General features: G+C 46.6%; 11 protein-coding genes and 1 other annotated feature. Of the genes, 4 read left to right on the forward strand and 7 right to left on the reverse strand.

Annotated elements, in window-relative coordinates:
• Positions 1-158: 158 nt before the first annotated feature.
• Entirely contained in the window at positions 159-1484 is a 1326-nt protein-coding gene (brnQ, locus tag CYJ37_RS15530) for a branched-chain amino acid transport system II carrier protein (protein WP_101550525.1), read from the forward strand.
• Positions 1485-1542: 58 nt separating this feature from the next.
• Here the strand turns inward: brnQ and ezrA are convergent, their stop codons facing one another.
• A complete protein-coding gene (gene ezrA, locus CYJ37_RS15535; protein ID WP_009795345.1) occupies positions 1543-3240 on the reverse strand; it encodes a septation ring formation regulator EzrA in 1698 nt (565 codons plus the stop codon).
• A gap of 349 nt (positions 3241-3589) precedes the next feature.
• Between ezrA and hisJ the strand changes: the two genes are divergently transcribed.
• Positions 3590-4387, forward strand: a complete 798-nt coding sequence (gene hisJ / locus CYJ37_RS15540; protein ID WP_101550527.1) for a histidinol-phosphatase HisJ — start codon at positions 3590-3592, stop codon at positions 4385-4387.
• Here the strand turns inward: hisJ and refZ are convergent.
• Positions 4384-5013, reverse strand: a complete 630-nt coding sequence (gene refZ, locus CYJ37_RS15545) for a forespore capture DNA-binding protein RefZ (RefSeq protein ID WP_035403253.1) — start codon at positions 5011-5013, stop codon at positions 4384-4386. The two genes, hisJ and refZ, sit on opposite strands and share 4 nt — an antisense overlap.
• Before the next feature lie 231 nt (positions 5014-5244).
• Between refZ and CYJ37_RS15550 the strand changes: the two genes are divergently transcribed.
• Positions 5245-5724, forward strand: a complete 480-nt coding sequence (locus tag CYJ37_RS15550) for a GAF domain-containing protein (RefSeq protein WP_009795348.1) — start codon at positions 5245-5247, stop codon at positions 5722-5724.
• 56 nt (positions 5725-5780) lie between these two features.
• On the opposite strand, the gene CYJ37_RS15555 is transcribed toward CYJ37_RS15550, so the two are convergent.
• The 4 genes from CYJ37_RS15555 to CYJ37_RS15570 form a co-directional block, all read right to left on the reverse strand.
• Entirely contained in the window at positions 5781-6206 is a 426-nt protein-coding gene (locus CYJ37_RS15555) for an OsmC family protein (RefSeq protein WP_101550529.1), read from the reverse strand.
• A gap of 102 nt (positions 6207-6308) precedes the next feature.
• The gene (gene megL, locus CYJ37_RS15560) at positions 6309-7496 is read right to left on the reverse strand and encodes a methionine gamma-lyase (protein ID WP_101550531.1); all 1188 of its coding nucleotides are present in this window, start codon (positions 7494-7496) and stop codon (positions 6309-6311) included.
• Positions 7497-7625: 129 nt separating this feature from the next.
• Positions 7626-9428, reverse strand: a complete 1803-nt coding sequence (locus CYJ37_RS15565; RefSeq protein WP_101550533.1) for a sensor domain-containing diguanylate cyclase — start codon at positions 9426-9428, stop codon at positions 7626-7628.
• A 53-nt stretch (positions 9429-9481) separates the two neighbouring features.
• Positions 9482-10072, reverse strand: coding sequence for a hypothetical protein (locus CYJ37_RS15570; RefSeq protein WP_101550535.1), 591 nt, complete (start codon positions 10070-10072; stop codon positions 9482-9484).
• Positions 10073-10543: 471 nt separating this feature from the next.
• Between CYJ37_RS15570 and rpsD the strand changes: the two genes are divergently transcribed.
• A complete protein-coding gene (rpsD, locus tag CYJ37_RS15575; protein ID WP_009795353.1) occupies positions 10544-11146 on the forward strand; it encodes a 30S ribosomal protein S4 in 603 nt (200 codons plus the stop codon).
• A 102-nt stretch (positions 11147-11248) separates the two neighbouring features.
• On the opposite strand, the gene tyrS is transcribed toward rpsD, so the two are convergent.
• Positions 11249-12505 carry a tyrosine--tRNA ligase gene (gene tyrS / locus CYJ37_RS15580; RefSeq protein ID WP_101550537.1) on the reverse strand — a complete coding sequence of 419 codons (1257 nt, stop codon included), beginning with the start codon at positions 12503-12505 and terminating at the stop codon, positions 11249-11251.
• Positions 12506-12579: 74 nt separating this feature from the next.
• Positions 12580-12802, reverse strand: a binding site (T-box leader).
• Positions 12803-13292 lie beyond the last annotated feature (490 nt).

Below are 13292 nucleotides of genomic sequence, written 5' to 3' on the forward strand. Positions count from 1 at the left end.
CATAATCTTTTAGTTTTCTTTTGGAAGCCAAAAGCAGAACAGAGGCAACAATAAAAATCTGAATGTTTTGACTGTAATTCCATTCGACAAATTTCTCACTTCCTGTGTTAGTATGTTAAATGTTCTAAACATTTCGATAGACAGTCATGGAGGTTTGTATGAATAATAAGAGCCTATCCAGCAGGGAAATAATCGCAATAGGACTGATGCTTTTCGCTCTTTTCTTTGGCGCAGGGAATATGATTTTCCCTCCATATCTCGGGCAGGAATCTGGTGTCAACATGGGAAAAGCCATCATTGGATTTCTCATAACCGGTGTCGGCCTCCCGCTTTTGGGAGTCATCAGCATAGCCAAAGCTGGGGATCTCCGAACGCTGGCTGGAAGAGTCCACCCTTTATTCGGGGCTGCCTTTACATTGCTTTTGTATCTGGCCATCGGCCCGCTATTCGGGATTCCGAGGACCGGAACCGTTGCCTACGAAATTGGCATCACTCCGTTTTTGCCTGATACCGTTTCTAAATATGGGATGGCGCTGCTTTTTTATACCATTATCTTTTTTACCGTCACAGCTTGGCTTTCAATGAACCCTTCTAAGCTTGTAGACCGGATCGGAAAATTATTTACTCCGATTCTCCTTGCTATATTGGCCATTCTGGCTGTAAAAAGTATAATCACCCCTTTAGGTGAGCCAATGGCTCCAAAAGGCGCATATGCCGAGACCCCTTTCTTTAAAGGATTTATCGAAGGCTATTTGACCATGGACGCTATCGCCGCCCTTGTTTTTGGCATAGTTGTGATTGGTTCAATAAAAGAAAGAGGGATCAGCAGTTCAAAACAGATTGCAAAAATATGCATCTATTCCGGACTTATTGCTGCCGCTGCCCTTATGCTCGTTTACCTTTCGCTCGCATACATCGGGGCATCCGGTGAAGAATCTATTGGATTCCAGGATAACGGGGGAGCGCTTCTTTCCGCCGCCGCTTCCCGTCTTTTCGGATCTTTTGGCGCTGTCATCCTTGGGCTGGCCATTACTTTTGCCTGTCTTACCACTTCTATTGGACTCGTCTCATCCTGTGCGCAATATTTTTCAAAAGTTGTGCCAAGCATATCTTACAGGTCATTTGTGCTGATTTTATCCTTATTCAGCATGATGATCGCCAATATCGGCTTGACACAGCTCATTTCTGTATCTTTGCCAATGCTCACGATGATCTATCCGCCCGCAATCGTACTGGTATTGCTTTCTTTTCTGCATCATGCCTTTGGAGGCTCCAGAGCTGTATATGCAGGAGCCCTGATACCGGCGGGGCTGATCAGTACCATTGATGCAATAAAGGCAGCGGGGGCAGATACCCGGATTTTTTCAGACATGCTGGGATTTCTTCCTCTCTATTCAGAAGGACTCGGCTGGGTCATTCCAGCCGTTGCCGGGGGACTGCTCGGCCTGCTCATTGCCGGAAGGGGCAAAAAGACAGCAAAATAGCCTGGCCAATTATTTTCCTAAAATAAAAAACCAGATCTGCCAAAGCAGATCTGGTTTTTTATGCATTTTCTTTTTCGCCGATCATATCTTCTATTCTTTTCAAAGCTCCTGGCTCAATCTCTTCAATAGATGAAGCGGCCTGCTCCAATGCCTCTTTATAATTGTAATTCCTGAATGAATCCTCCGCTTCCCTCAGTGCTTTAGCGATGGAAGGATATTTGCTGCGGTACCTGTTTCCATACTGGATCACCTTTTCAGCCAGCTGGACGGTTTCAATCATTTCAGCCGTGCTGTCTGCAGCTTTATCAACTGTCATGACCGCTATTTCCAGATACTGCTGGACAGCAGGTATATCAAGGGGCTTCTCATCAAGCTTCTCAATGACATTTTGAATGCTTTCCTTCGTATCTTCCATTAAATACCGGTAGTTTTGGGACAGTCCCGGTATATTGCTCTTTGATACGAGCCTGATGGTTTCAGACAGCTTTTTGCTGATTTCCTTTACCTTCTCCCGTGCCGCAAGCTCGTCCTTCCTCAAGGCCTGCAGTTTTTCGGCAAAATGCACCTGCTCTTCTGACAGTGCTTCCAGTTCATTTTTAATATATTCCAATTCTTCACCAAGTACCGAATGGGCTGAGCTTTGATTGCTGATTTTATGCTCAAGTATTTCGAAGCGTTTGAAGAGCTTGGTCAGCTTCGTTTCCAGCAGGCTGTGTGTTTCCTCGTCCTTTTCCTGGAGATGGTAGCTTTGCTGTACGATGCCGAGCTCTTTCTTCAGCATAAAGTTTGCATCTTTGGCATTGTACAATTCAGTACGGACCTTTTCATCATGCGATTGGATGAACTTCCTCGCATACACTTCTTTTTCAAGCAGATCATAGAGCGCATCGATTCTCTGCTTGATATCCTCAAGGCCCTCATGCGCTTCACCGGTCTCTCCCCGCTCAATCATGGCGAGATATCCTGCAGCCTCTTTTTCTAATGACTCAGTTTCCTTGTCCACTTCTACATGTTCAAGCATATATCCCTGCTGCTCCATTTCACGGAAGCCTTCTCTCACCTCGAGAAGCTGGGATGGGATATTGGACCCGGCATCCACCAGCAAATCGGGGATAGCTTCCATTTTCTTTTGGATGCTGTCCAGCTGGGTCTGGATGGTCAGGACGATTTCCCTGGCCTGAAGATAGTCGCCGTTTGCTGTCCGGTCCTCAAAGTCCTGGAACTTCGCAAAAGCTTCATCAAGCTGGATGCCAAGGATGGTTTCAGCCTTTCCATAAGTATGCCGGTGGGCAAGCAGCGCCTTTTTGCATTCCCTGTACAGATCTTTGAGTCCGTCGATCTCGGTGCGGTTTTTTTCTTCGCTTCCGACCAGCTCATTGATTTCAGCAAGAAGGGATTTGATTTTATCCTCTATGCCTGCAAGGCTTTCCTCGATTGCCTGCTGAACTTCCTTTGCCTTCTTAAAGCGGTAGCGGTCGATATATTCCTCAGCATCAAACAGCAGCTCCTCCACTCCAGGAAGCTGCCCGGTAACGATATCGTCCCACTCATTCCTCCAGCGTTCGAAGAGCTCCTCTGTCTGGCCAGTCATATTCAGCTGCTTCACTTTGGACATTTCGTCGAGGACCGGCCTGTCCGTTATGTCCATTTTCCAGCCTTCCAGCCGGTCTATTTCTTTATAATATTTCTTTTTCATTAGATAACCCGTCAGAAATAGTGCAATCACGATCACTATTCCTCCAATTATGTATTCCATTGAAAGCCCCCTGTTCTGCTGCCGAGCTGATAACTGATAGATATATGTAAAAAAAACTTGAAATATGCAATTCAATGTTTTTATGATACCATGTAAACGACAATTTTTGACTATTAATTTAATTTTTTTTGAGAGAAACTTGCTATTATAACCCGCTTGCCGTTTTTGTGCAAAACCCGGGATTCAAAATTGACTGATCCAGTGCTCCCAATTGAAGCATGAACTTGCTTTCCCTCCAGAAAACTGGAACCTGACGTCTTTTAGCCCGGCACCTATAATTGAACAATACGTTTTGCCGCATTACAAATAATTCGCATTTTTAAATTTCGACAGAATGGAGCGATGCCCTATGCTAAGGGATGGACATATACATACACCTTTTTGCCCCCATGGTTCGAAGGATGCTTTTGAAGAGTATATAGACAGGGCCCTTTCGCTCGGTTTTGCAGAACTGACCTTCACTGAGCATGCCCCGCTCCCCGATGGGTTCACAGACACAGCCCCTGCACGGGACAGCGCCATGCAGGCAGATGATCTGGAAGCCTACTTCGAGGAAATCAGCCGTGTAAAAGCTCTCTACAAAAATAAAATCAAGATCAACGCAGGGCTTGAAGTGGATTTTATAGAGGGTTTTGAAAAAGAAACAGGCAGCTTCCTCTCGAAGGTCGGGCATCTTCTGGATGACAGCATTCTTTCGGTCCACTTTTTGTATTATGATTGGCAATATGACTGTGCAGATTACAGCCCGGACGTCTTCTGTTCCATGATCAGCCGATACGGCTCCACAGAGGCTGTTTATAGAAAATATTACGAAACGGTCAGAAAGTCGATAGCAGCTGACCTGGGTCCATATAAGCCAAAGAGGATCGGCCATATTTCACTGATCCATAAATTCCAAAAAAAATATCCTGCCGGCTTTGAAGACAAACAGGAGATTTCAGATATCCTTCAGTTGATGAAACTCCACGGATACGCACTGGACTGCAATGGGGCCGGCACCGCAAAACCGCTCTGCCGGGAGCCTTATCCGCCGGAATGGGCATCTTCGATGGCCAAGTCCCTTGGCATTCAGCTCGTCTATGGTTCGGATGCACACCAGGCGAAAGAACTGGGTCAGGGCTTCAGCAGTTTCCCCTTTGAAGGCTAATTGGCCATGACGACTTCCCTTGCAGCATGTTCCAGGACGGCTCCGTCAATCCAATTATAGATTTCAATTAAGTATTTATCTGCGAAATATCTTTCGTTTGGAAAAACGTGAAGCACCTCTGACACATACTGCATATTTAAAAATGGCATCGACAACAGCCCTTTAAACTGGATGATTAAATAACTGGGGTGCTGAGAGCGGAATTCCTTCGCTCTCATCCCGATTTCAAATACTTTATTCAGATAATATTTTTCCTTCATCAAATAGGTCGACATGATTTCCCTCACCACCTGGGAATCAAGCGAAACTTCCCTCAGGATAAACCTGGTCAGATGAATATTCCGGCTATGATACATCAGGATATTTTCTGAAATGATCTTCAGGGCAGCCGCTGCCCCCAGGTGCAAGCAGGAAAAACCCTTCTCTATTTCGGCAATATATCCCTCAAAAAATTCCGTGAAACAGTGTTCCAGCAGACCATGTTTATTGTGAAAATAATAGGCGATATTGGCGGCATTCACCTTAGCTTTCGCGGCTATATCACGTATGGATGTACCGGTGAATCCGTTTGTATTAAAAAGGGAAATCGCTGCAGCAACAATGGCATCTTTCGAATTTTTTTTCATCATCCTACCTCGCTTCTTAAATTCCCATTGGCACAACGCAATATGAATGGATATACAGGGACTGGACAGCAGAAAGTGATCAACCTCGCATATCTGTGCAATTGCCTTTCTTAATTAAACATTCTTTTTATTTTCCGGTTGTCCTTTTAAAAAATATCGACAAAGTCTCCTCTTTTTCACCCGGATTTGATAGAATGAATAATAATTCTCGGAATAGTGGAGGGAAACACGTTGTTTAAAGTCGAAACATACAGCGAAGACCGCAAAAAAAATTATGCATTATTAAATAAACAGCTCCATGCTCTTTTGGAGGGCGAACCAAACCGCATTGCAAATCTGAGCAATGCAGCAGCACTTCTGAACCAATTTCTTGATCGCATTAACTGGGCCGGCTTCTATACCATGGAGGGCGGGGAACTGGTACTCGGTCCTTTCCAGGGACTCCCGGCCTGTGTAAGGATTCCGCTTGGAAAAGGCGTCTGCGGCACTTCTGCCCAGAAGCGCGAGACATTGCGCATTGAGGATGTCCATGCATTCCCTGGGCATATCGCCTGTGATGCAGCATCCCAATCAGAAATTGTAGTTCCCATCATAAAGGATGGAGAAGTATTCGGTGTCCTTGATATTGATTCTCCTGAAAAGAACCGCTTTGACGAAATCGACCAGCAGGGCCTCGAAGACTTTGTTGATACACTTGTCAAACATCTATAAAACAGCAGCAAAAAAGCCTGATCCTTTTGGAATCAGGCTTTTTTGCTGCTGTTTTCTTACAGCTTCTGTCCGCCGGCAGATCCGTTAATAGAGTAGCTTACCGTGATACCTGCATTTAAAGACTTTGAGACAGAGCAGTATTTATCCTTTGAAAGCTTGATGGCCCTGACCACTTTTTCTTCCGGAAGCTCCCCTTCTAACGCATAGTGGATGTGGATATCGGTGAACCTTTTCGGATGCTCTTCAGCCCTTGTCCCTTTAATGTCCATATGGAAGGAAACTGGCTCAAGCCGCATCTTTTTCAGGATGGACACAATATCAATTCCCGTGCAGCCTGCCGCCGCGCCCAACAGCAGCTCTGTCGGCCTTGCCCCGGCATTCTCTCCCCCGGCTTCCCCGGATGCATCCATCACAATTTTATGGCCTGAAGGTGCAGCCCCCGCAAACGCCATGTTTCCAGTCCATGTTACCGTCATATCCATGATATATCCTCCTTTTTGGTCACAATCTTTCTTTTTATATTCTTCCGGCAGGAGGTCGGGGGCATTCAATTATTTTTGCCGCTGCTCTGTAAAGCTCCATTCTTATTCTATTGAAGAAAAGGCCTGCTCCAAGTCATCCCGTATATCTTCCCATGCTTCAAGGCCGGCAGACAGCCTGAGCATAGTGTCCGTTATCCCCATTTCCTCCCTCGTTTTCGGCGGGATCACCGAGTGTGTCATGGTGGCAGGATGCTGGATAAGGGTTTCTGCATCTCCCAGGCTTACAGCAATTTTTATGAATTGAAGCTGGTTCATGAACTTTTGGGCCGTCTCCTTCGTGCCAGTAATTGAAAAAGAAAGGATCCCGCCTCCGCTCCTCATTTGCTTTTGCATGACAGGATAATCTTTATGCTGCGGATCGCCAGGATAATAAACGTCCGTTACTTTTGAATGTCCCTTTAAATATGCGGCCAGCTTTTCCGCGTTGCTGGTATGGCGATCCATCCTGACCGGCAAAGTCTTCAGCCCCCTCAAAAGAAGCCAGGCATCAAATGGGGAAATAACACCACCGATATCCTTTTGGGTTGTAAAGGAGATTTCATCCATCAGCTCTTTCCTGCCCGCAGCAATGCCGGCAATCACATCTCCATGCCCGCATATATATTTAGTTGCACTGTGGATAACAATGTCGCAGCCCAATGACAGCGGATTTTGCAGATACGGCGAGCAGAAGGTATTATCCACTATAACCTGGATTCCCTTTTCCCTGGCAGCCTCCACGGCCATTTCCAGATCAACGAGTTTCATAGTCGGATTGATTGGCGTTTCAATATAAAGACAGGCAGTCTCCGGCCTGATTGCCCCCAGCAGCTGCTCCTTTGATTCCATCAAAGAAAAATCATGATTGATATTGTATTTCTTTTTCATCAGCTGAAGAAGGCCAAAGGTACACCCATACACTCCCTGTGAGCATAATATATGATCCCCTGCCTTTGTCAGGGCAACCAGCACCGCTGAGACGGCAGCCATCCCCGAACTGAAGGCCAATGCAGCCTCAGCCTGCTCGAGGGCAGCCATCCTTTCTTCAAGAACAGCAACAGTCGGATTGCCGAGCCGTGAATAGATATATCCTTCTTCCTCTCCAGAAAACCTCCGTTCTCCCTGTTCTGCATGATCGAACACGAACGTGGAGGTTTGAAAAATCGGCGGTGCCAGACTCCCTTTAAACTCCCGGGCATCATACCCTTCATGGATCACTTTTGTCTCGAACTGCATATTCTTTTTCTCCATTGTATATCCCCCTTGAGTTGAAAGCGTTTACAATATTCTATGTTTACAGGATATGTTATTTTTCAGTTTTTGCAAAGCAATTTGAGTGCTGAAAGAAAAGGAAAAAAGACAGGCTTGGCTGGCCTGTCTTTAAGAAATGCTGAATCCCTGGACCACAACCTGGTTTTTTCCGGATTCTTTTGCTGTATACAAAGCTTTATCAGCCCGCTTGAACAGGCGCGAATATGAATCCTCCCTTTCCACATTCCAGTGGGACACCCCGCAGGAAATGGTAACAACGGGATTCGTACTCTCAGAGACCTTCCTGACAATCCGTTCTGCAATTGCAACGCCCGTTTCCAGGGAAATAGAAGGCAGATAAACGGCAAGCTCTTCCCCTCCCCATCTGGCGGCAACATCGGTGCTGCGGATGCTGTTCACAATAATCCCGGCCACCTGGACAATGACTTCATCACCGACCTGATGGCCGTATGTATCATTGACAGATTTGAAATTATCTATATCAACCAGGATAAAAGCACCCTCAGCATCCTCGCTTAAGGACTGATGTATCCTTTCATCCAGATAATTCCGGGAATAAAGCCTGGTCAGGTGGTCTGTGACGACCATCTTTTCAAGCTCCTCTCTCAGCATTGAGTTTGTAAGGGCCAAAGTGGAATGGTGAATCAGGGACTGAAGAAGCTTAAATGTCTCAAATGAAAAATGATAAGGATCGCGGTGCAGGATAAGGGCAAATCCTTTCAGGACACCAGACTGGGACATCGGGACCGCCATGACTGATTTGAACTGCTCGGCCAGGGCATCGTTCTGGAGGTCAAGCTCGCCAATGAACAGGCTATCCTTATCCTGCCTGATCTTTTCTTTAATATATTTTATATAGATGCCGGATTCCCTTGTCCGGAAGAAAGAAGTGCTTCCTTTTAGAATGCTGACCTGTTCGGATTCTTCAGATAAAAGGACAAAGCCTGCCTCTTCCGCATCAAAGGACTTGATGATCTGTTCAGCCATATAGGTCATTGTTTCCGTCAGCCTAAGATTGGAATTAAGCTGGTGCGAAGTCTCATTTATTAGCTGGAGGTCGGCAATCAGCCTCTTCGACTGGTGATACAGCTGGGCGTTCTCAAGTGCACCGCCTGCCGTATTGGCGAGGATGGAAATGAATTCGACTTCGCTTTCAGGAAAGACCAGTGCATTCGGTGCAATGACCTGGAGCACGCCATACACACCCTGCTTTCCTTTTAGAGGGGCATAAAGGACAGACCTCTTCTCCGAAATCGAATCCTCAAACTGAATGGCGCCTGTGACATATGCCTGCATGGCCGCAATATTCTGACTGTCATATTTAAGATCTTTTAAAGGGAGATCCCCATGGCTGTTATTGTCATGGGACAGCATTAGATAATAGGTAAAGTCAGGATATACTTCCTGAAGGGTTTTAATGATCTCTCCGAGAACAGCATCCATATCCATTGAGGAATGAAACTGCTCTGTAACGCGAAAAAGCTGCTTGTAGCGCTTTTCCCTGGCTGAGATCCCCCCGAGTTCCCTGGCCTTCATAATGAAGGCGGCACAGGCAGCGCCGAGCTCCCTAAGGCTTTCTTCAGTCAAGGGTTCCGGCAGCCCGTTCAGCTCAAGGATTCCCAGATCCATTGACCTGGCAGAAAGCGGAACCTGGCAGCACGCGGAACCCCTGAGGCCCGCTTTCCCTGACGGCTGTCCATCCTGCCCATATCTCACAGCTGAGGAATCTGTACTCCTGACGGTGCCTCCGGGATCCCGATAGCAGGCTTCGGAGGCTTCAGCAGACTCTTTGACCGCTTCAAGCATTTGCACAATTAAAGAATCAGACTGAATAAATCCGTCATCTGTATCAATCAGGTCAAAAAAGCGGCTTTTCAGGCATAATATTTTCTGGCTTTTGAGCATTTCCATATTCATCACCCTATTTACCCAGTTCATATAGGCATTCTCATATAAATGCCGTTTTACAGCGTCCTGCCGGAGGCAATCCTCAATCCTCCATCAAGCAGGATAAGCCATGAAGAATGATCGGCTGTGAGGGCATGGATGCTCTCCGGCCTGCCTGCTTCATTGAAGGCTACTTCATATTGGCCCTCCGTTTCAAGAACGGTATGATTTGAAGTCTTCCTTACTTCAAAAGGCTCGCCATCCGAAGTGATGGTGCCCCGAAGGCCCGGTTCACGGTCCTGCACTTCCAGGTCCCGATCCAGATAAACCCAGTCTCCATCCAACTCAGCCCAGAAGCCGGCACCGTCACGATCAACCGCCAATTGCTCAGGGGCATTCTCCAGGGGTGCAGATTTGATCAGGCGAAACTTAAAATCATTGTCTTTTTCTACCTCATAAAGGGCCAGCACATGGTCCTCTTTTTTTTCATCATATAAAACAACGAGGGGGTCGCCTTCGGCAGTGCCCTCCTTTATGACCAGGGCAAGCGGGCTCCCTGTCCCGCTCACTGGCTTAAAATACTGGAAGTACATGGCAGCAAGGGCCACGACAGCAAATGCCAAAGCCAGAAAAAGGCGGACGTTTTTTTCCTTCTTCGTTTCTCTCAATTTCATCAACACTTTTACGAGAATTAATTAAGACTATTATACCACAGGAAAATTCTCCCCGTTATGATATGATAAAAATATTTTCCAGTAAATTGCCCTCTATGCCTGCATAATGAGATAATAAAAAGGATGAGGCAGGAGCACTTATTCCAGGAAAAGCAAAACATGCCTTGACATAAACTTTATAAAAATTATATAATATCCTTTGTGTAAAATATCGCAGCAAATGTGACACTTTAGGTGATCATTTTGTTCCTCAAATAAGGCACCGCTTCCCATCTCTTTTGAGGCGGAAAGCACGGGTTTGAGCCCAAAATGCCGGTAAGCATGGCGTTTTAGCCTTTTATTCGAAGGGGTACTGTGTAACCCGCTGCTGCTAGGGCGAAGGTACATGAAAACAAAATGAGCTTAATGATCGTACGCATCTGTTTTTATTTTACAACAAAATAAAAACACAAGGAGGAGTCATTCATGGCTCGTTATACAGGTCCAAGCTGGAAACTATCCCGCCGTCTTGGAATTTCTCTAAGCGGAACTGGTAAAGAATTAGAAAAGCGTCCTTACGCTCCAGGACAACATGGTCCAAACCAGCGCAGAAAAATTTCTGAGTACGGTTTACAATTACAGGAAAAACAGAAACTTCGCCACATGTACGGAGTTACTGAGCGTCAATTCCGCAACCTATTCGACAAGGCCGGCAAAATGGCTGGTAAGCACGGTGAAAACTTCATGGTTCTTCTAGAATCACGTCTTGACAACGTTGTTTACCGTTTAGGTTTAGCTCGTACTCGCCGTCAAGCTCGTCAGCTTGTAAACCACGGCCACATCATCGTTGACGGAGGACGCGTTGATATTCCTTCATACCGCGTTCAGCCTGGTCAAACGATCACATTGCGTGAAAAGTCACGCGGTCTTGACATCGTTAAAGAAGCAATCGAAGTAAACAACTTCGTTCCTGACTTCTTGACTTTCGATGCTGACAAACTGGAAGGTTCATTCACTCGTCTTCCTGAGCGTTCTGAACTTCCTGCTGAAATCAATGAAGCTCTTATCGTTGAATTCTACTCTCGTTAATCGGGAAAAGCACAAGAAAGCACCTGCCTTTTGGCTGGTGTTTTCTTTTTGCTATCTAAACAGAAAGGTCCGCCTCCTGCTGGAAGCGGACCTTTCTGCGGTTTAATATCTGATAAGGAAATATTTCTTTTTGCCTCGGCGGATGATTGTGAACTGGCCTTCAATGCGGTCTTTTTCTGTAAGTTCATAATCTGTTGCTGTAATTCTTTCCCCATTTACATAGACGGCGCCGTTTGATACATCTTCCCGGGCCTGGCGCTTGGATGGAGAAATCTTGGCAGCCGTCAGCAAATCGACGATGCCATTCTCTTCGCCTGTCGGCTCATAGGATGGCACATCCTTGAAACCTTGGGTGATTTCTGATGCTGTAAGGTTTTTGACATCGCCGCTGAACAGTGCGGCAGAGATTTTGATTGCCTGTTCAAGCGCTGCTTCACCATGGATCAGCTTTGTCATCTCTTCAGCAAGCGCCTTTTGCGCTTTGCGGAGATGAGCTTCCTCAGCAAGCGAATTCTCAAGCGCCTCTATTTCTTCCTTTGGAAGGAAAGTGAAGTACTTCAGGTATTTGATGACATCGGCATCAGCGGTATTGATCCAGAACTGATAGAACTCATATGGAGAAGTCTTTTCAGGATCGAGCCAGATTGCCCCGCTTTCCGTTTTGCCGAATTTAGTGCCATCTGCCTTTGTTACAAGCGGAATCGTAACACCATAGCCTTTGGCACCTTCAGGCATCATCTTGCGGATGAGCTCAAGCCCTGTCGTGATATTGCCCCACTGGTCACTTCCGCCGATCTGCATTTTGCAGTTATGCTTCTCATAAAGATGAAGGAAATCCATTGCCTGCAGGATGGTATAAGTAAACTCCGTAAAAGAAATACCCGTATCAAGACGTGAAGCGATAGTATCCTTTGCGAGCATATAATTGACACCGACATGCTTTCCATAATCCCTCAGGAATGTAACAATGTCCATGGAGCCTGCCCAGTCATAGTTGTTGACCATAAGGGCACCGTTCTCACCCTCGAAGCTGAAGATTTTCTTCAGCTGCTGCTGGATGCTGCTGACATTATGCTGGATGGCTTCCAGCGTCTGCAGTTTGCGCTCCTCGCTCTTTCCGCTTGGATCTCCGATAAGTCCTGTGGCACCGCCGACAAGCACAATCGGCCTATGGCCTTCATTCTGAAAACGGCGCAATGTTAAAAACGGCAGCAGATGGCCGATATGCATGCTGTCAGCCGTCGGGTCAATCCCGCAGTATAGCGAAATCTTCTCTTTTTTCAGCAGCTCCTCTGTTCCCTCTTCATCTGTCTGCTGGTAAACAATGCCTCTCCATTTTAAATCCTCAAGCAAACTCATCATTCTTCCTCCATTCATTTCTTTAAACGCCGGCAGCCTCCGTCGGAAAAAACAAAAAAGCGCCCCTGCAAATATGCAGGGACGCTTGACAGCGCGGTACCACCCAAATTGAGGACACAGCTGTCCTCCGCTCTTTTCCTGATAACGGTTCAACCGTCCATTGCTACTACTGCATACGCAGATTCACAACAGAAGCTCCGGGAGGTAATTCATCCTTCTGCATGCACCGGCTCACAGCACCCGCCGGCTTTCTGAAACAGAGACAGAAGCACTACTCATTCCCATCAAAGCAGCTATTCAAATACATAAGATAATACAAAAGTTTTACCATAAAGAAAGGGGGTGTGTCAAATCGAAATGCGGAAAAGCCTTGTTCAATTAAGGAACGCAGGCTAAAAACGCCACGTCCTGTGGCAACGCCTGCATGACCCGCGTCCTGCGGGCCCAGCATAAGGCGCTTTGGAATTGAAGGCGTTCTTTGCCTTCGGTTCCAAAGTGACTTATGACTCGAGCACCTAGGAGCCGGAGCTGGACAATCGAAATGCGGAGGCGGCTTGCCCAGAGCCGACAAGCATAAGACGCGCAAGAATAAAAGGCGCTCTTTGCCTTTAATTCTTGCGTGGCTTATGACTCGAGGCTCTAGCCGCTGGAGCTGGACAATCGAAATGCGGAAAAGCCTTGTTCAATTAAGGAACGCAGACTAAAAACGCCACGTCCTGTGGCAACGCCTGCATGACCCGCGTCCTGCGGACCCCAAGCATAAGACGATCAGGACGGAAGGTTGTTC

The organism is Bacillus sp. UMB0728 (assembly GCF_002858875.1).
In the GTDB taxonomy this organism is placed as follows: Bacteria; Bacillota; Bacilli; order Bacillales; family Cytobacillaceae; genus Bacillus_AB; species Bacillus_AB infantis.

Excerpts from the sequence above, each read along its gene's own strand:
- ezrA (WP_009795345.1), bottom strand. The coding sequence starts at position 3,240 with ATGGAATACATAATTGGAGGAATAGTGATCGTGATTGCACTATTTCTG.
- refZ (WP_035403253.1), bottom strand. The coding sequence starts at position 5,013 with ATGAAAAAAAATTCGAAAGATGCCATTGTTGCTGCAGCGATTTCCCTT.
- hisJ (WP_101550527.1), top strand. The coding sequence starts at position 3,590 with ATGCTAAGGGATGGACATATACATACACCTTTTTGCCCCCATGGTTCG.
- CYJ37_RS15555 (WP_101550529.1), bottom strand. The coding sequence starts at position 6,206 with ATGGATATGACGGTAACATGGACTGGAAACATGGCGTTTGCGGGGGCT.
- CYJ37_RS15565 (WP_101550533.1), bottom strand. The coding sequence starts at position 9,428 with ATGGAAATGCTCAAAAGCCAGAAAATATTATGCCTGAAAAGCCGCTTT.
- tyrS (WP_101550537.1), bottom strand. The coding sequence starts at position 12,505 with ATGAGTTTGCTTGAGGATTTAAAATGGAGAGGCATTGTTTACCAGCAG.
- megL (WP_101550531.1), bottom strand. The coding sequence starts at position 7,496 with ATGGAGAAAAAGAATATGCAGTTCGAGACAAAAGTGATCCATGAAGGG.
- rpsD (WP_009795353.1), top strand. The coding sequence starts at position 10,544 with ATGGCTCGTTATACAGGTCCAAGCTGGAAACTATCCCGCCGTCTTGGA.
- brnQ (WP_101550525.1), top strand. The coding sequence starts at position 159 with ATGAATAATAAGAGCCTATCCAGCAGGGAAATAATCGCAATAGGACTG.